Raw genomic sequence first — 17,370 nt, 5'->3', positions numbered from 1 at the left:
CCTTAAGGTGCAAAGTTCTCTGGATCCAGGAACTCGGCGACGCCGGATATTCCGTTTTGCTTGATCGGGAAGACCAGACGATCGGGTTCTCCGGCAGATCCGTTTTTGAAGATAATCTTATTTCCGTAGCATGTGGAGCCATGTGGCAGTGGAAGTTCCACCTCCGTGTAAGGGGCGGTGGCTTCTTTTCTGTAGAGCAGGGAAGGTCCGTTTTCAGGGGCCGAGCAGTAATAGAAGTAAGATCCCCGATAAAAGATCGAAGTGGCATTTTCATTTAAATCAAAAAGTTTTGTTGCCAGGCCACCACCGACTTTGTGCACGGTCTTAAGTTTATTGGCCAGATAGATCCAGTAATTGGTGCCTGCCACGTTGGAATGGAAGGTGGGGCTGAAGGCACCAGTACCAAATCCGAAGAAGGAAGTGTTCAAGGCACAACCCGAGGCCGCCCCATTCGGGCAGGTGGCTCCGGTGGTGGCAGAACCGTTACCGGCAATATGTTTGGAGCTTCCGGTGCTCAGGGAAAACTCGCGAAGGGCGGAGCGATAGGTGTCGGTGCCGTTCCAAGATACGAAGCCGACTAAAAGACTGGTGCCGTTGATGGCCATCGGGGTCGGAGGATAACCCGTCATTCCATTGACGTCACTGTAGTGCAGCGGGGTGGCTGTTTCCCAAGCCCAGGCCCCGGACATCGGAGCCAGGACACTTTCCCATACGTTGGAGGCTCTGTTGAGTCGGCACAGGTTGTAACGATCGCATGTCCAATAGACGTTCCCATTGGTGGGATCCGTCGCAAAACGTCCCGGTGTTGACCAGAACATTCCAATAGGGTTGAGATGGGCCGCCACACCCAGAGGCGTGTTCGAGCCCGGTGCATCGGATCCATTCCCGGCAATGGTTTTAATTCCCGGAGACCCTTTGAAGTCGATTTCTCTGAAGCGCCCCCCTTGAGCATCGAGCACAATAACTTTGTCCGTAGTGCCATGGTCCAAAGAAATCACATCGTTAAGTCGGGCTTCCATGGCGTCGCCACCGTCGCCCGAACTGAGATTGTACCCATAGAGAGTATAAATTCTTCCGTCCGAACCCAGAATTCGAATCAACCCATCATCCATGAAGTAAATCTGTCCTGTCTGAGAAACAAACATGTCGTTGGCAATCACCGGGCAGGACAGGGCCAGGGTTCCATCCCCACAGCTGCTGCGAGCTCCAGTGCCGATGATTTGAGTCCATCCAGAGCCGTTGAACTTTGAAATATGGAAACTCCATGGATTGTTACGATTCAAAGCATAGATCTGACCATTCATTCCCTGAATCATGTAGCCGGGGGTGCAGACTTCATAAGGAACGTTGGGATGCCCACTGCCCAGGGACTGAAGGGTTGTAGGGTTGACATTCGCATAGTGGAAGTTGCTGCAACTGGGGATAGGATGATTCAGGCGAACCAAAGCCTTCGACACAACATTCGAGAAGGGATCAAAGACAAAATTCATGTTCGCCAGTTGCCAGGCACCGATGTCTGTGCCGGCATCGCCATAGTCGCCTGTACCACCGACCCGTAGGGTGTCTACATAAGGTTCAATAGCACTGCCACGATAGACTCTTATGCGGGCTCCGTTGGCACGTGTTTCAAAGGTTTTTTCCGTCTGGAAGTAAATGTCACCGTTAGGCAGGACCAGGAATATCAGATACGGACTTCCCAATCCGGCCATTCGGTACGTGGAGCTGAGTTGAATCTTAACGTCGTGCGGATCGGCCACAAAGTCAGCGCTGTTCGTGCCGACTCTTCCATCATCAAAGGCTCCGATGATGGATTCGATTGTCATGGGGCTGGTTCTTGTATCGATACGACGAATGCGATCAGGTTCGAAAAGCAGAATACGATCCTGGAAGTCGATGGCGATTTTCAAAATACCCTGAGTGGTGGCCTCGCTGAGCAGCCCCCCATCCCCGGTGCTCGTTTCTGTTTTGCGCAGCACCAGCTTTTGCACTCCGTTACCAGGCTCAACCATCAAAAGTCCTCGGGCAATATCGCGGAAGAAAAGAACTCCGTTGCGTGAAACGACAAAAGAACCACTGTCAGGGAAAAGGCCTCGGAAGGCTGCGTTTTTCGCAGAGCCGTGGGTTCCTGGATCTGTATTCCCGGCAATCGCGCGGAAGTTGGGATTGCTGATGTAGACCGTGTTTTTGATAACCGTCTGCTCAATGCCATCCGCCAGCCGAACTTGAATTTTATAGGGCGTATTGACAGGCACAGGTGAATTCCAGGTGTACTGACACACGTCTTCGCTGCCACTGGCGGTGCAACTTAAACCCACACCGGGGGACAGATCTTTTTCGATCAAAGTGTACTGGGTCCCGTCGATGGTGTACCACAAACTGACGTTGGCAGTTCCGGTGAAAACTCGTTGTTTCCATTTCAGGTACAAAGTCGTTCCAGGGGTCGTGACCAGCTCCCACGGTGATGGCTGCGTGGTCGGGTTCGGAGTTTTCGCAACCAGAAGTTCCGCCAGTGTTGGCTGTGGAATCGGAGTGTAAGTTACAGAAATCCGGTCTGTGCCGTTATTCACAGGTCCCGCATTGACCGACACATTCCCGGCCTGATCGCGCACCCAAAGATGCACAATGTAGGTGCCCGTGATCCAGTCGACAAGATGGTCATAGTTTGTCAGCTTCACATTAACGTCAATCGGAACATCAATCCCAGGTGCGTTGAAGGCCACCCAGCATGGATCGGACAACGCGGGTGAAGACGAAGAGTTTTTCAAACAAAATTGAGTGACCGGGGTCTGATTGTCGGAGGCTTCAAAGCTGACCCGTACAAAGGGATTGTAAGTGGTCACAGGGCCCGGCGAATCCAGAATAGTAAAGGAAGAAACCGTGATCACCGGTGGCGTTATATCATAAAGCAGAATGGCAGACTGGCTGTCACTGCCGGTTTGATTGGTCATGTCAGTCAGACTGACTTTGAAAATCGTGGGACCTGCGGTGGCCGGCAGGAACTGATTGTGTTTATAGATCTTTCCATTCACGGCACCAGTTCTGCCGACTGGAGTGGTTGCCAGATTGGTCCAGGTTGTACCCCCGGTTTGGCTGTACTGGATCGTAAAGTTAGCTCCGGCAGGGACATTTCCCTCGGTCAAGGACCAGCGGAATTCATAATACGAGTTCGTTCCCAGGAAGGGCGGAATGGGATCCAGGTGAATTTCAGGGGGCAGAGTATCGTAATCCACAAGGACTGTGGCAAAAGATGGCTGTATGTTTCCGGCGCGATCTCTCACAAAGACTCGCAAATTGCGTGTGCCTTGGGCTCCTGAAACACTTAAGTCATAGTGTGTGGCTCCCGCTGCGGATGTGCAGCTGCTCCATTCGGGTTCACTTCCACTGGGAAGGGAGGAGCTTTCTTTGATCAGTACGTCTTTAATGTCCGCACAGCTGGAAACCGTCATATCCACCGTCCCGATCATCGTGGGGCTGGCAGAGATTCGCGTTACACTTGGAAGAGGCGGTGGTACATTATCCTTGTTCAAATTTAAACTTGCTGTGCTTGAGTTCCCCGCCGCATCTGTAGCTCTGACCTGAATGGTCTTGCTGCCGTCGGCGCCTCCCAAAGACGGAAGTAACTGAAGGGTTCCCACTGCACATGTTTCAGTTATGGGAATTGAGACGTCGCCAAAGACTTCGACATAGGAGCCAGCCTCGCAGGAAACTTCAAGCGCAAATGTGTTCTGATGGTCAGTTCCTGCAAGAGGAGCAAGAAGACTTAATGCGGGTGGCGTGATGTCGTAAATAAAATTTTTCTTCAAACTGGTGAAACATTCGGTGTTGCCCAGGTCGTCCGTAACTCGAAGAGTCAGATAGTATTCTTTTTCAAGACTTAAAGGATTGTCCAGTCCTACTGAAAAAGCACCAGCACTGTCTGATGTTGATGAACCCAGGGCGGGTTCTGTGCAGTCATCAGAATCATAAAGGGCAATATGTGAATTGCGCTCCGTGCTGCCGGTCAGTTGGGGCGTGTTGATATTCGAGGGACTGCTGGGGGTCAGCGCCAAAATCGTTGTGGTGTCAACGACGGTGTCCAACAGATAAGAGTACGCGGTTGAACATCGCGTATTTCCCAACACGTCTGTAGCCAGGACTGAATAACTGACCAAGCCATCCAACAATAGAGGATTCGTCGGAGGCAAACGCAAAGTAAATGCTCCGTTGGCTGCCGCTTGGGAATAGTCCAGAACAGGACCCGTGCACCCTGCGCCTGCGTAAAGTTCCATGCGGGCCAGGGCTTCACTGTCCCCAATAAAGGACGGACGTCTTTCATTGCCTCTGGTGTCGGGAAGAACTCGTTGATTTGCAAAGGCCTGCACGGTGCGCTTAATGGTCACCTCGCCCAGACGGCTTGAAGCCTTTGTGTCCTGGCCGTATTCGCCGTAAATACACAGGGTGTGAGTTCCTTCGGGAAGAGTCGTCAGATCCACGCGAAACTCAACCGATTGCGGAGAATGCGCGCCCAGAACATTTTCCGGTGAAGGCGGATTCAGACAAAGAGGATCCCCCGGAGAGATATAGACCGTAATGGTGGCATTGGGTTTGGTGCCGCCTTCAAGTCTTAAAGCTGTGTCGTTGGTAAGAAGCTGCAAGTCTCCGGTGTTGTAATTTTTTGGAACACCATGATCATAAATGGTGATGCTTCGGGGAATAAGGTCTTTCTGATTGAAGAACGAGGTGTTGATGCTGCATGCAGAAGCAAGCAGCATAATAGTCATGACAGCCGTTAAAAGAACGTACATGCGGCTAAACATGAATTTCTTATCGGATTTAGCCGCGACTTCTTTAAGTATCAATCTCATTCTGAGACAGAGGCGGAGATTTTTCTGGTCCAGCAAGGCGAAAGGGCAACCTTTTAGTTTGCAGTGGGGCTTGGCGGGTTCTCTGTCACCTTGGCCTTGATGTACTCGCAGCAACTTTGGATCGACGTCAATTTGGGATAGTCGATTTCCATGATTTCAACATTCAAAATTTGATGAAGATGAATGACAAAGCGAACGAAGTCCAGCGAGTCAATATCCATCTGATCTCTAAATGGTGCCGTGGGCTTTAGGGTAGTCAAATCCACTTCCGGCGCAACGAAGTGCAGATCTATTTGTCAAAGGACTTCTGGGCAATCCTCACGCAACACTGCCACAATAAAAATGCCAATAAGGCGGTAACTAAAGCTAACGAGGCCGAATATGTTAGAAAGTCGCGAGGATGCAGCCCGCTTGCTGCTAAAAAGACTGCTGAAATTTAAAGGGCAAAATCCCCTGGTGTTAGGGATTCCCCGAGGTGCGATGCCGATGGCGAAGATTATTGCCGAAGGCTTAAACGGAGAACTGGGCGCCGTCCTGATTCATAAAATACCGGCACCTTATCAGAGAGAGCTTGCCATTGGATCTGTGGGCTTATCCGGAAAAATCTTTCGTCTTCCGATGTTGGATGCCTATGAAGTCTCTGATTCGTATATTGAGCGAGAATCAAAGAAACAGATAGAAACTTTGCAGCGAAGAAAAAGCATGTTCAACCTGCCTGACCTAAATTGCAATGACAGAATTGTGATCATCGTGGACGATGGCATTGCAACAGGCGCCACCGCGATTGGCGCGATTCAGGAGGTTCGGGAGCAGAAACCCAAGCGTTTGATCTTTGCAGCCGGCGTTGTGGCAAGATCGACCGCCGCCACCATTCGCAGCATGGTTGATGAATTTATTGTGGAAGAAGAACCTGATGGTTTCTTTGCGGTGAGCCAGTTCTTTGTTGATTTTAGCGAAGTGACGGACGAAGACGTCGTCGCCTTGCTGAAGACGGGACCAAAAGAAAGAGCACCCGAAGCCTCTCTTTGAGCTTGAGGAGCCCTGTCAAAGAGCTCCTTCGTGAACCGGAGTTTGTGAGATCAGTAGTTGTCGAGGGACTGAGGTCTTGCAGACTCCTTGTATTTTAAGTTCTTCGTGAACCAGTCCGAGGCCAAGATGGCAACTTTTTCCAGGGTGCCAGGCTCTTCAAACAAATGTGTAGCGCCCGGAATGATCTTCAATTCTTTTTTGCACATCAGCTTATCATAGGCGATTTGATTGAGTTCTATGACATAGGTGTCGTCGCCACCAATAATCAACAGTGTGGGGGCTTGAACATTGTCCAAAGCTTCTGCCGCCAGATCCGGGCGTCCCCCTCTGGAAACAACTGCAAATATCTCGTCAGGGTCCTGGGCTGCGGCAACCAGGGCCGCTCCTGCCCCCGTGCTTGCGCCAAAGTAACCGATGGCAAGGTTTCGAGTGGCCGCTTGGCTTTGCGCCCATTTTTTTACGATGGTAAGGCGTTGCGCCAGAGTTGATATATCAAAGACGTTGGCTCTGTCGTTTTCTTCTTCCGGAGTCAGTAAATCCGTCAGCAAAGTGGCGAGTCCTACTTTTTGCAGTTCTCGGGCGACAAAATTATTGCGCGGACTCCAGCGGCTGCTGCCACTCCCGTGCGCAAAAATGATCAATCCAACGGGGTTGCTCGGGGTCGAGAGAATTCCGTTAAGACGGACATCTTTGTAATTGATCACGACTTCGTGTTCATTTTTGTTTAATTGCGGTCTGCCTCTGTCCATGGCTGACTCCCTTTAAGGTTTATAGGATTTATACTTTAATGACGTCTGCAGATGTTCTCACTATGTTTTTATGCGGAGATGTGATGGTCGGCCGAGGTCTGGATCAGATCCTGGCTTACCCCAGCGACCCTGTCCTGCATGAACGCTACATAAAGAACGCGATTGATTACGTGAAGCTGGCTGAGGCCAGGAATGGACCCATTCCCCGCAAAGTCGACAGTTCGTACATCTGGGGTGAAGCCTTGTCTGAGTTAAGTAAAGAAGATCCCCAGGTGCGCATCGTAAATCTGGAAACCAGTATCACAACGAGCAACCACTGGGCTGATAAGGGTATCAACTATCGGATGCATCCTGAAAATTCGGATGTTCTGACGGCGGCGCAAATTGATATATGCGTTCTGGCAAACAATCACATTTTGGATTGGGGAGAAGAGGGACTTATTCAGACCCTACAGACTTTGCACGGACGCGGAGTAAAGACAGCGGGGGCTGGGCGGACAAGGGAGGAGGCCATCGCTCCAGCCGTTGTCGATCTGCCTTCGCGGGGACGGGTTCTGGTTTTTTCTATGGCCACTGAATCCAGCGGTGTGCCACCAAGTTGGGCTGCCGGCAAAAACAAGGTCGGGGTGAACTTCATCAAAGACTTTTCGGCGGCGACAGTTCAATGGCTTGGGCAGCAGATCCGCAGTCACAGAAAAGAGCGGGACCTTGTCATAGCCTCGATCCACTGGGGAGACAACTGGGGCTACGAGGTTGATGAAGAGTGTTCCGCCTTTGCGAGGTCGTTGGTTGATGTCGGTGTGGATGTGGTTCATGGTCATTCTTCCCATCACATCAAGGGTCTTGAAGTCTATCGGGAAAAACTGATCATTTACGGATGTGGTGATTTTTTAAACGACTATGAAGGGATCCGTGGTTTTGAAGAGTATCATGGCGAATGGCCTGTTATGTTTTTTCCCAAGGTCGATATCCCGAGCGGAAAACTTGTGAGTCTTCGCCTGGTGCCACTGCATCTAAAGCAGTTTCAGTTGTCCAGGGCGACACTGGCAGAAAGCACTTGGATCAGGGATGTGTTAAATCGTGAAGGTCAAAAATGGAAAACACAATTCTCGGTCGAAATAGATAGGTCCTTGAAAATGACATGGTGATTTCACGGATCTTTAACTTTTTCAAATCATCAGTGCTTCAAATCAAAAGAGCTATGGCTTTCTTTGTGGGGTTGTCCAAGGGCGGTCCTCACAAACTCAATCATTTTGTAGATAGGGGAGGTGTGACTTTCCCAGTATTCCACCGTCTGGACGTGGACCCTTAGAAGTTGAATAGTCGGGTCCTGTGGTCCTTGGGGGAACCAGTCTTCGTGGGGCTTTTGCCATAATTCACGAACCAGGTCACGATCTTCGATGAACTCGACTGTGCCATTGATAGAGACACATTTGTGTTTGTCAGAGTACGTCATATTGACGTCACCATGTTTTTGCAGTTCTTGATACTTAGGCGAATTTTTCGAAATCAAAAACCACAGACTTCCGTCAAAGTCCAAATCTTGAGCCACTAGCGGGAAACTGCACAGCTTGTTGTTATCGTTAAGGAAGGTCATCATGGCGACCGGGAAACCTTTGATCAGGTGATCCACTTTTTCCATTTCAGCAGTATAGTCGATATAAGGTTCTTTTTCTTCCACCGAAAACCTCCGTGCTGTTCCTAAGGTTCGCGCCAGTCAAGAAGGCAGGCAAGATGTGCTTTGGCAGGGGATGGCCGACTACTTGTTTTTGAATCCCAGGATGTCCACGTAAGTGATGCCCTTCGACACGGAGGAAGACGGCGTGGCTCGTTGACCTTTGATCAGAATCTTGCCGGACTTGAATAGTTCTTTATATTGAGTGCGAGAGATCTCGCGCAGGTTCAGGTCTTCGTTTTGGTTTTTGATTGCTGTCAGCAAGACACCATCAAGTCGTTTTGCGGACTTGAACAGCTCCAGAACAATGCGGAAGGATTTTGGGGGCTGTGGAGGTATGAAGTCTTGCATGCGTGTTTCCTGATTTGAAAAGGGTCGGCGCGAAAAGTCCCATAGGACGTGGGACGGGACAAGGTCTTTTATTGATCCTGTATATTAAACCGGCTTTTTCGATCTTAAAGCCCCAGACGTAGCTATACCCTCAGGGGAGTTTTAGTGGCTAAGTTGTTTTGGATTTTTTAAGAAAAGATGGATGGGGTAGCAGGACTCGAACCTGCGAATGACAGAATCAAAATCTGTTGACTTACCAACTTGTCGATACCCCAACAAGGTGCATTTGCGAAAACCCAAACTACGGATTTTGCGGCCTAAAATCAAGAAAAGACTTCTTGCGTCAGAAGATTGATGGGGATTGCCAATAAAAAAGCCCGTCAGGGATCTGACGGGCTTAACGTTTCCATCGGTGTTTGAAGCCGCCGTCCCGGGTCATCTCCACATAAAATGGCCCGTTGGCGTGTGAGCAGGGAACTTCAGACCTAGTAGTCGTCGTTGCCGTAATCGCTCCCAGGAGCTTTCTGGCGTTTTAGACTGACAAGGGTCTCACCCATGGATTTGAGTTCTTTTTCATAAGCCTCAAAAATGAGGTCTTCAATCATCGCCCGGGTCTCCTGATTCAGGGGGTGGGCGATATCGCGGAACTGGCCGTCTTTGCGCTTCTTGCTGGGCATGGCCACAAACAAGCCGCTGGTTCCCTGAATAACCTTTAGATCCCTCACCACGAAGCAGTTATCGAGGGTGATCGAGACATAGGCCTTCAGCCGGTCCTCATTGACGGGGAAAACTTTCACCTCGGTGACTTTCATACAGTCCCTTTCTTGTTGCCGTTCTTGTTGCAATATCCGTTGCTCATCTTGAACCGCCGAAGCAGCTCTTTTGTCGCAATCTTGGAGCCAAACTATGGTCCCGTATTTCTTCTCGGTGAGACTTTGAAAAACTAAAGACCTAGGTCGAGGATTTTTTTATATTTCGCCATTTTTTCCCGCGAACGCCCCAAAACGAGGCAGTGCTTACTTATATAGCAGCAAAATAAAAAAGCCCATCCGAAGATGGGCTTTGAAGCAGTGCTCTTAATTAAATTTTATATGCTCAAATCTATTCAATACTAATGATTTGGATACGGGCATTGCGGGCAATGCGCAGGGTGTTCTTGCCCTTTTTCAAGGATTTTAAAACGTCTTTAGAGTTGTCTACCGGCTGCTTATTAACATCCAGAATCACATCACCCACGCGAAGGCCGCCTTTGCTGGCGACAGAGAAGCGTTCGGTCTCAATGACAACCGGTTGCTTCATGTCGTCTGGCAGGCCCCACTCCTGGCGCAGTTCCGGGGTTGGATCAATCACCGAGAAGCCCAAATTAAACGGAGCTTTCTGACCCGCATAGGTTTTTGCGCTGGCCTTGCGAGTCGTGCGTTTTTCTTCCACTCGTTCAGCCGTCGTTACATTCAAGGTCAGTTCTTTGTTGTTGCGGATCAGCTTGGTCTTAACAGGTTTGCCAATCGGAGCATCGGCCACGGCATCCATAAGATCCAAAGTCGAACGAATGGTCTTGCCGTTAAACTCAGTCACGATGTCATACATTTTTAAACCGGCCTTCATCGCAGGACTGCCCGGTGCAATCCCTGTGATCACGGCGCCACGAACATCGCCCAGTCCCAGATACTCGGCAGCTTCCGGATCCAAGTCACCCAAGCTTGTGCCCAGGAATCCGCGAGCAATGCGGCCCTTGCTTTCAAGTACCGGAAGGATCGCTTTGACTTCATCAATAGGAATCGCAAAACCAATTCCTTGAGCGCGGGCATCAATCGCCGAGTTCACACCGATCACCTGACCTTTGGTGTTCACCAGCGGACCACCAGAGTTCCCCGGATTGATGCTGGCATCTGTTTGCAGCAGGGGAATCTTATTGATCTCGGTGATGTCGCGGCCTTTTGAAGAGATAATCCCTTTGGTCATCGAGTGACCGTGACCGAACGGATTCCCGAAGGCGGCCACCCATTCACCCACTTCAACGGAGCTGGAGGAGCCCAGAACCGCCACCGGAAGTTTTCCCTTCGGTGTGATCTTGATCAAAGCGATATCAGTTCGTTCGTCGCTGCCGACCAGAGTGGCTTCATAAACATCGGTGGATTTTTCACTGAGTTGGACATTGATAATATCCGCACCCGCTATCACGTGATTGTTAGTGATAATCAATCCGTCTTCACGAATGATGAACCCGGTTCCCAGGCCCATCTGCTGGGGGCGTTGTTGCTGCTGAGGCTGCTGCATACGGAAGCCATAAAGCTGTTCCAGCATATCCAGCATCGGATCACGCATGCGTGGGGAGTTTTTGGGTAGTGCAGTGGTGGAAATATTCACAACGGCCGGGTTGATGGCCTTGGCCAATTCCACAAACAAATTGCCGGGAAGTGGATCGTTGAGCTTCATTTTCGGCGGATCTTTAGGAAGCTCTTTCGTTCCAGTTTGAGCTTGCGCAGTCAGGGCAACGGACAGGAAAAGAACGAGAAGTGTCTTCATAGAAAAATTCTCCTTACATAGACACAAATTTCATTTGCAGATCACTGATTAAGTTTTCCAAAAATTTAGCTTCGTCGCTAGTCAAATTCCCCTTGGTCTTTTGTTGCAAGACCACCAAAAGGTCGATGTTAAAGCGAGCCATATTTTTATCTTTGCTCACTTCACCATTGGCAGGGTTCGGGGCAAGACCCATGGCCATCACGGCGGAAGAGGCCACAGACATAATCAAAACCGAGAAAGAAGCTTCTAATTTTTCAGTCATAGTTCAGGTCCTTTTTCTAATCTGAGTTTTCTGTTTATTCTGTCAAGTTTAGATGGGGTAATAGCCCATCAGTTTCTGCAGTCTGACTTCGATGGCCGGATGGGATTTTAAGAACAAATTCTTTTGTTTAAAGCCCTCGGGGTTCACCATGAACAGGTGGCTGGTGCAGGCCGGGATTTCCAACGGCTGGGTTTGTGCCAGACCCTCCATGCGCCATAAAACTTCGCCCAGCTTGTTTCTGTTTTCCAATAATTCGGAGGCCATCAGATCGTTTTCAAAGAATGATTTTTCAACCACTACGATTTTTATAATCAGCCAGCCCAGCGGGGACAGTAAGGGCATAAAGAATTGCAGGTTGTAAGGCAGAAGGTTGTCCAGGAATTGCCCCAGCCCCACGACGGAATTAGCTAAGGTGCTGCTAACGCTAAAAGCAAAAGTATCCAGACGACGGATATGGCAGATCTGGTGGGCCACGACAGCCTCCAGTTCCTCGTCGTTGAGCTTATTTAATAGCCCCACAGTGAATCCCAAGGAACCACGCTTCCAGGAATGTCCCACGCAGAATGCGTTCACGGAAGTGTGTGGCGTTACGTAAACCGCTGGAGCCGGCATGGACAGTTGAGCCGAAAGGCGTTCGACCTTGTCGATCAAACCCCAAGAGTCCTGACCTTTGATTCTTTGGGCATTGAGCTTGGCCAGCACACGACTTTCGCCGTAAATGAAGACGAAAAGATTCAAAAGAACTGCCAACAAAAAGCCCATCAACAGGCCCAGACGTTCCCCCAATTGGTAGCCCAAGATAAGCAGGGCCAGGGAGCTTGAAAGAATGAAAATCCAGACTTTTGTATTGTTGTTAATCATATAAAATTTGTCCCACTTAAATCCCAGGTTGGCAAGCGGGGAGGACGCGGCGTTATGCCAGCCCTCAAAATAGTTTTTCCTGACATGGCAACTCTAAACTTGCGAAGTCTTTGGGATAATTGTGAAATAGATTAGTTCTATTCTCCGGGAGGCAAGAACGTGAGTGAAGTCGATATCATGGCCCTAAATGCCGCAATCAAGCAGGAAAGCCAATTCATTGATAAGATGATGGCGGAAATCAACAAAGTTGTCGTAGGGCAAAAAGAAATGGTGGAAGGCATCATGATGGGCCTTCTGACCGGCGGGCATATCCTGCTGGAAGGTGTGCCAGGCTTGGCAAAGACGCTGACCATTGCCACCGTTTCTAAATCCATTTCCCTGGATTTCCAACGTATTCAGTTCACGCCGGATCTTCTGCCGACGGATTTGATCGGGACGATGATTTTCAATCCAAAATCAGGTGAGTTCGCTCCACGTAAAGGACCGATCTTTACCAATATCGTGCTGGCCGATGAGATCAATCGTGCCCCTGCAAAGGTGCAGTCCGCGTTGCTGGAAGCCATGGCCGAAAAGCAGGTCACTATCGGGGAGGAATCCTACAAGCTGGCGGCCCCTTTCCTGGTTTTGGCGACACAAAATCCCCTAGAGCAAGAGGGAACGTATCCACTGCCAGAGGCGCAGATGGACCGTTTCATGTTCAAGATCAACGTCGTTTATCCGGGTAAAGGCGAAGAGCTTGAGATCTTAAACCGCATGGGCACGAACGAAAAACCGGTCGTGAACTCTGTGATTTCCAAGGAAGACCTGCTGCGTGCTTCCGAGCGTGCGGATCAGATCTACGTGGATAACAAAATTAAAAACTACATCGTGGAACTGATCATGGCCTCCCGTAAACCGGGGGAATATGGCCTGAGCCGTATCGCCAATCTGATCAACGTCGGCGGATCTCCGCGTGCGACGATCAGCTTGTATCGTGCAGCGAAAGCTCACGCGTTCCTGCGTGGTCGCGGTTATGTGACAGCCGAAGACGTGAAGGCCATTGCCTACCACGTTCTGCGCCACCGTCTGATTCTGACTTATGAAGCGGAAGCGGAAAATATCAAAACCGATGACATCATCAAAGAAATCCTGAGCCAGGTAGAGGTGCCCTAGTGAGCCTGCCTCCTGAGGTCTTAAAAAAGGTCAAACTGCTGGAGATCAACACAAGGAAGCTTGTGAACAATCTCTTTGCGGGTGAGTACCACACGGCATTCAAAGGCCAGGGTATGACCTTTGCGGATTTCCGGGAATACGTTCCGGGCGATGATGTGCGTTCGATCTCCTGGCCGCTGACCGCGCGCACGGGAAAACCGTATATCAAAACCTTTGAGGAAGAGCGCGAGCTGACCCTGATTCTGGCCGTGGACGTCAGTGGTTCCAGTGATTTTGGAACGGGCCCTTATTTTAAGGGCGAAGTGATGACTCATATGGCAGCCTTGTTGGCGTTTTCTGCGGTGAAGAACAACGACCAGATTGGTTTGTTGCTGTTCAGCGATCAGGTGGAACACTTTGTACCACCGAAAAAAGGGCGAGGCCACGTGCATCGTCTTTTGCGCGATTTGTTTTACTATAAACCCAAAAGCCATCGCACCAAGCTTTCTGCCGGGTTTTCATACCTGCAGGGGGTTTTGAAAAAACGTGCGACGGTCTTTGTCTTTAGCGATTTTATGGATCAGGGCTTTGAACAGTCCTTGCGTTTGTTGGGAAGAAAACACGACGTTGTGGCCTGTGTGGTGAACGACGCGGCGGAATACTCTTTGCCTGCGATGGGTGTCATCGAAGTGCAGGATGCCGAAACCGGTGAAATCGTCACGGTGGATACGTCTTCTCAAGGTTTCCGTGAACAGTACGAAGAAGCCGTGAACAAACGTAAAGATCAGCGGGATAAGATGCTTCGCCTGGCACAGGTGGAGCGGGTGGATGTGAAGTCCAGCGAGGATTACGTGAATCCTTTGGTGGCCTTCTTTAAGAAGAGAAAATAATGGCGGCGATTCAGTGTAAGGCAGAAATTCCCAGTGTTGAGGGACTTAAAGACAACGAGCTCACGGTCGGGCGCGAGTTTTTGCTGGTCTGTGACGGGGATTTCCCTAAAAATCTGCAACAGGAAAAGCTTCATTTTGTTCTAAAACCAGAACAGAAGTATCAAATTCATTTTTTGGGGTTTGAGTTCCGGTCGCCAACCCAGGCCGATATCAAGGCCACAGCTTATACAGCTGGCAACATCCAATTTGAAGATCTACAAATTTCTGATGGTGTTCAAACCCTCAGCTTAGGTCCCATTCACTATGGGGTGCAATCCGTGCTGCCACCGCAACAGCCCGGCGAAGCTCCGGTCAAGCAAGAACCCTTCGGTCCGATCGGACCCGCCAGTATCGGGGTGCCGATGCTGTACTGGGCATTGTTAGCCGGGTTTGTCGGCTTGCTGATATTGATCGCAATTTCCAAAGTCTATCGAGTGGTGCAAAGACGCAATATGCTTGATCGCTTGCGTGAGCATGATTCAGCTCTCAGTCCCTTGGCCGAATTTCATCAGCAGTTCCGACGTCTGCAAAGAACCAACCCTGTGTTCTTTGGTCAGGATGCTGATTCAGCTCAGATTGATGAAGTTCTGGTTGAAACCCATAAAAGTTTTAAATTATTCCTGACCCGTCAGTTCCGTGTTCCGGCGCTGGAATGGAGCGAGCGTCTGGTGATCAAGGATTTAAAAAAATACCATGGCAAAGTTTATGCGGAGCTTTCTGAGGACCTTAAAAAAGTTCTGCGTGAATACCAATTGGCTTTTAAAGACCGCAAAAATCTGTCCAGTACCGATGTGCTGAATCTGGCAACCCAGGCGCGCATTCTGGCTGAAAAGATGGAAAGGTTGTCATCATGACCTACCATTCCTTGTGGGCCTTTTGGTTCCTTGTTCCCCTTGTTTTAGTGCTGGTGTGGATCTTCTGGCAGCGCAAAAAAAAGACACCGACGCTGCAGTTTGGCTCGGTTGAACTGCTAAAATCAGTTGCGCCGACTTTGCGTACACGTCTGATGCATCTTCCAAATATCTTGAAGGCGCTGGGTTTGATTCTGGTCATTGTGGCGCTGGCCCGTCCACAGACGATGAACACCAAGGTTCGCAAGAATGTGGAAGGTATTGATATCGTCATCTGTCTGGACGTGTCCGACAGTATGTTGATCGAAGACATGAAGCCGCTGAATCGTCTGGAAGCCGCCAAAGAAACCATCGGGAAGTTCATCGAAGGCCGCACCTCTGATCGCATCGGTCTGGTGGTTTTTGCCGGTGAATCCTTTACGATGGTTCCACCGACATTGGATTATCAGATGATCCTGCAAAGGGTGGCGGATATTTCCAGTGCCTCCAGTGCAAAGATCAAAGATGGTACGGCTTTGGGTGTTGCCATGGCCAATGCTGCGGGTCGTTTGAAGGATTCCCAAGCGCGCAGCCGCGTGATGATATTTATGACAGACGGGGAAAACAACTCAGGGACCATTGACCCGGAAACAGGTCTTGAGATCGCCAAGGGTTACGGTATTAAGGTTTATTCCATCGGCATTGGCAAAGACGGTCCGACACGCATCCCGGTTTATGGCCGTGATATTTTCGGTCAAAAGGTGAAAACCTATCAGCCCTTTGAAAGCACTGTGAACGAAGAACTTTTAAATCGCATGGCTTCTGATACGGGCGGTAAATACTATCGCGCCACGAACGAAGGGGCCCTTCGCAATGTCTTTAACGACATCGACCGTCTGGAAAAAACCAAGATCGATGTGAACAAATACACCAACTACACCGAAGAATTCCCGCCGTTTTTGATTGCCGGGTTGATTTTGTATCTGGCGGGCCTGTTGTTGGGTCGTTCCTGGTTAAGGAGGGTGCCGTAATGTTTCGCTTTGAAAACATAGCCGCCTTTAACTACTTGTGGCTGATCCCCGTGATTATTCTGATCGGGATCTTCTTTGACCGTCGTTCGCGTAAGCAAATGGAAACGGCGATTGGCTCCAGGTTGTATCCGTTCTTATCCAGCTCAGTATCGCGAAAAAAACGCTCCATCAAAACAGCGCTGCAGGTCCTGGCTGTTCTTTGTTTTGTGCTCGCCCTGGCTCGCCCGCAAATGGGAGAGTCCCAGCAGGAAGTCAAAAGCGAAGGGGTCGAGATCATTTTTGCCGTGGACGTTTCAGAAAGTATGATGGCCGAGGATGTAAAACCGTCTCGTTTGGCGCAGGCCAAAGCCGAGCTGAGCCGTCTGGTGGATTTGATGCCGGGAAACAAGGTCGGTATTGTAGCCTTCGCCGGATCAGCCGCACTGTTGTCACCCCTGACTAATGACCCTGGTGCGATCAAAATGTATCTGGAATCCTTGGAGCCAAGTTCGGTGTCTTCCCAAGGAACTAACTTCACAGAGGCGTTGAAAATCTCCAAGGAAGCTTTTGAACGTGGCGGTGTCACCACTGATGACACTGTGAAAGTCACCCGTGTGATCCTGATTGCCTCGGACGGGGAAGATCATGAGCAAGGGGCTTTGGATGAAGCAAAGAAAATGGCTCAAGAGGGCATTCGCATTTTCTCGCTGGCCTACGGGACAGAAAAGGGTGGCGCGATCCCGGTTCGTGATGGCATGGGCTTTTTGAAGGGTTATAAGAAGGACCGCCAAGGTCAGACAATTCTGACGACGGTGAAGGGGGACGCATTGCGTGCCCTGGCCGAGGCGGGGCAAGGAAGTTTCTATTTTGCCACCTTCGGCGGGGAACAAACCAAGCTTTTGGTTGAAGACATCAGTAAACTTGAAAAAGCTCAGTTCGACACCACCATGGCCGTTCAGTATGAAGAACGCTTCCAGACTATTTTGATGATCGGAGTTATCATTGCGCTGCTCGAGTTGTTCTTGGGCGAGCGCCGCACCTCTTTCCGATTCTGGAAAGGCCGCTACGAGGTACCCCCAGCATGAAGCGCTTGGCCTGTGGTTTTTACTCGAATCTTCGAACAGTGTCTCGGGCTCCTGCCCGAGCTCCTTCGGACAATGCTTCAAACGGCCTTCCTGGCCGTTTGATCCTCGC

Annotated in this window: 16 protein-coding genes and 1 tRNA gene; 7 read left to right on the top strand and 10 right to left on the bottom strand. The window is 50.1% G+C overall.

What is annotated here, in order from left to right; all coding sequences use genetic code 11:
* Positions 1-2: 2 nt before the first annotated feature.
* Both ACZ50P_RS12425 and ACZ50P_RS12420 read right to left on the bottom strand, forming a co-directional pair.
* On the bottom strand, positions 3-4,844 hold the full coding sequence (locus tag ACZ50P_RS12425) for a hypothetical protein (protein WP_464131498.1): 4,842 nt from the start codon (positions 4,842-4,844) through the stop codon (positions 3-5).
* Between the two features lie 53 nt (positions 4,845-4,897).
* Entirely contained in the window at positions 4,898-5,110 is a 213-nt protein-coding gene (locus ACZ50P_RS12420) for an acyl carrier protein (RefSeq protein WP_464120420.1), read from the bottom strand.
* Between the two features lie 115 nt (positions 5,111-5,225).
* On the opposite strand from ACZ50P_RS12420, the gene ACZ50P_RS12415 reads away from it, so the two are divergent.
* Positions 5,226-5,873 (top strand): phosphoribosyltransferase, encoded by a 648-nt coding sequence (locus tag ACZ50P_RS12415; protein WP_464120421.1) that lies wholly within the window; start codon positions 5,226-5,228, stop codon positions 5,871-5,873.
* Between the two features lie 50 nt (positions 5,874-5,923).
* Here ACZ50P_RS12415 and ACZ50P_RS12410 read toward each other — a convergent pair whose 3' ends face one another.
* Positions 5,924-6,622, bottom strand: coding sequence for a dienelactone hydrolase family protein (locus tag ACZ50P_RS12410; protein ID WP_464131496.1), 699 nt, complete (start codon positions 6,620-6,622; stop codon positions 5,924-5,926).
* 38 nt (positions 6,623-6,660) lie between these two features.
* On the opposite strand from ACZ50P_RS12410, the gene ACZ50P_RS12405 reads away from it, so the two are divergent.
* Complete coding sequence (locus ACZ50P_RS12405) at positions 6,661-7,770, top strand: CapA family protein (protein ID WP_464131494.1); 1,110 nt, start codon at positions 6,661-6,663, stop codon at positions 7,768-7,770.
* Between the two features lie 29 nt (positions 7,771-7,799).
* On the opposite strand, the gene ACZ50P_RS12400 is transcribed toward ACZ50P_RS12405, so the two are convergent.
* The 7 genes from ACZ50P_RS12400 to ACZ50P_RS12370 all read right to left on the bottom strand — a co-directional run bounded on the left by ACZ50P_RS12400 (position 7,800) and on the right by ACZ50P_RS12370 (position 12,276).
* A complete protein-coding gene (locus tag ACZ50P_RS12400; protein ID WP_464131492.1) occupies positions 7,800-8,303 on the bottom strand; it encodes a pyridoxamine 5'-phosphate oxidase family protein in 504 nt (167 codons plus the stop codon).
* A 78-nt stretch (positions 8,304-8,381) separates the two neighbouring features.
* Positions 8,382-8,648, bottom strand: a complete 267-nt coding sequence (locus ACZ50P_RS12395; RefSeq protein WP_464131490.1) for a hypothetical protein — start codon at positions 8,646-8,648, stop codon at positions 8,382-8,384.
* Between the two features lie 178 nt (positions 8,649-8,826).
* Positions 8,827-8,902: transfer RNA gene (locus ACZ50P_RS12390), tRNA-Gln, on the bottom strand.
* Between the two features lie 210 nt (positions 8,903-9,112).
* Positions 9,113-9,439, bottom strand: coding sequence for a septation regulator SpoVG (gene spoVG / locus ACZ50P_RS12385; protein ID WP_011165187.1), 327 nt, complete (start codon positions 9,437-9,439; stop codon positions 9,113-9,115).
* Positions 9,440-9,728: 289 nt separating this feature from the next.
* The gene (locus ACZ50P_RS12380; protein ID WP_464131488.1) at positions 9,729-11,153 is read right to left on the bottom strand and encodes a trypsin-like peptidase domain-containing protein; all 1,425 of its coding nucleotides are present in this window, start codon (positions 11,151-11,153) and stop codon (positions 9,729-9,731) included.
* Between the two features lie 13 nt (positions 11,154-11,166).
* On the bottom strand, positions 11,167-11,415 hold the full coding sequence (locus tag ACZ50P_RS12375) for a DUF1844 domain-containing protein (RefSeq protein ID WP_464120446.1): 249 nt from the start codon (positions 11,413-11,415) through the stop codon (positions 11,167-11,169).
* Positions 11,416-11,463: 48 nt separating this feature from the next.
* The gene (locus tag ACZ50P_RS12370; RefSeq protein ID WP_464120447.1) at positions 11,464-12,276 is read right to left on the bottom strand and encodes a M48 family metalloprotease; all 813 of its coding nucleotides are present in this window, start codon (positions 12,274-12,276) and stop codon (positions 11,464-11,466) included.
* 177 nt (positions 12,277-12,453) lie between these two features.
* Between ACZ50P_RS12370 and ACZ50P_RS12365 the strand changes: the two genes are divergently transcribed.
* The 5 genes from ACZ50P_RS12365 to ACZ50P_RS12345 are packed head-to-tail and all read left to right on the top strand — an operon-like array spanning position 12,454 to position 17,261.
* A complete protein-coding gene (locus tag ACZ50P_RS12365; RefSeq protein ID WP_464121391.1) occupies positions 12,454-13,428 on the top strand; it encodes an AAA family ATPase in 975 nt (324 codons plus the stop codon).
* A complete protein-coding gene (locus tag ACZ50P_RS12360) occupies positions 13,428-14,297 on the top strand; it encodes a DUF58 domain-containing protein (RefSeq protein ID WP_464120449.1) in 870 nt (289 codons plus the stop codon). Before ACZ50P_RS12365 ends, ACZ50P_RS12360 begins: the two co-directional genes overlap by 1 nt.
* The gene (locus ACZ50P_RS12355) at positions 14,297-15,190 is read left to right on the top strand and encodes a hypothetical protein (RefSeq protein WP_464131486.1); all 894 of its coding nucleotides are present in this window, start codon (positions 14,297-14,299) and stop codon (positions 15,188-15,190) included. The genes ACZ50P_RS12360 and ACZ50P_RS12355 overlap by 1 nt, the downstream gene beginning before the upstream one ends.
* Positions 15,187-16,197, top strand: coding sequence for a vWA domain-containing protein (locus tag ACZ50P_RS12350; protein ID WP_464120451.1), 1,011 nt, complete (start codon positions 15,187-15,189; stop codon positions 16,195-16,197). The genes ACZ50P_RS12355 and ACZ50P_RS12350 overlap by 4 nt, the downstream gene beginning before the upstream one ends.
* A complete protein-coding gene (locus ACZ50P_RS12345; RefSeq protein ID WP_464131484.1) occupies positions 16,197-17,261 on the top strand; it encodes a vWA domain-containing protein in 1,065 nt (354 codons plus the stop codon). The genes ACZ50P_RS12350 and ACZ50P_RS12345 overlap by 1 nt, the downstream gene beginning before the upstream one ends.
* Positions 17,262-17,370: the final 109 nt, after the last annotated feature.

The sequence above is a fragment of the Bdellovibrio sp. CKG001 genome (assembly GCF_055397465.1).
Note: the sequence above shows the minus strand (reverse complement) of the source record. Positions and strands in the feature narration are given on the sequence as shown.

Bases quoted from the DNA above. Each gene is read 5' to 3' on its own strand.
- ACZ50P_RS12350 (WP_464120451.1), top strand. From the start codon at position 15,187: ATGACCTACCATTCCTTGTGGGCCTTTTGGTTCCTTGTTCCCCTTGTT.
- ACZ50P_RS12410 (WP_464131496.1), bottom strand. From the start codon at position 6,622: ATGGACAGAGGCAGACCGCAATTAAACAAAAATGAACACGAAGTCGTG.
- ACZ50P_RS12375 (WP_464120446.1), bottom strand. From the start codon at position 11,415: ATGACTGAAAAATTAGAAGCTTCTTTCTCGGTTTTGATTATGTCTGTG.
- ACZ50P_RS12380 (WP_464131488.1), bottom strand. From the start codon at position 11,153: ATGAAGACACTTCTCGTTCTTTTCCTGTCCGTTGCCCTGACTGCGCAA.
- ACZ50P_RS12395 (WP_464131490.1), bottom strand. From the start codon at position 8,648: ATGCAAGACTTCATACCTCCACAGCCCCCAAAATCCTTCCGCATTGTT.
- ACZ50P_RS12355 (WP_464131486.1), top strand. From the start codon at position 14,297: ATGGCGGCGATTCAGTGTAAGGCAGAAATTCCCAGTGTTGAGGGACTT.
- ACZ50P_RS12345 (WP_464131484.1), top strand. From the start codon at position 16,197: ATGTTTCGCTTTGAAAACATAGCCGCCTTTAACTACTTGTGGCTGATC.
- spoVG (WP_011165187.1), bottom strand. From the start codon at position 9,439: ATGAAAGTCACCGAGGTGAAAGTTTTCCCCGTCAATGAGGACCGGCTG.
- ACZ50P_RS12370 (WP_464120447.1), bottom strand. From the start codon at position 12,276: ATGATTAACAACAATACAAAAGTCTGGATTTTCATTCTTTCAAGCTCC.
- ACZ50P_RS12405 (WP_464131494.1), top strand. From the start codon at position 6,661: ATGACGTCTGCAGATGTTCTCACTATGTTTTTATGCGGAGATGTGATG.
- ACZ50P_RS12425 (WP_464131498.1), bottom strand. From the start codon at position 4,844: ATGAGATTGATACTTAAAGAAGTCGCGGCTAAATCCGATAAGAAATTC.
- ACZ50P_RS12365 (WP_464121391.1), top strand. From the start codon at position 12,454: ATGGCCCTAAATGCCGCAATCAAGCAGGAAAGCCAATTCATTGATAAG.
- ACZ50P_RS12415 (WP_464120421.1), top strand. From the start codon at position 5,226: ATGTTAGAAAGTCGCGAGGATGCAGCCCGCTTGCTGCTAAAAAGACTG.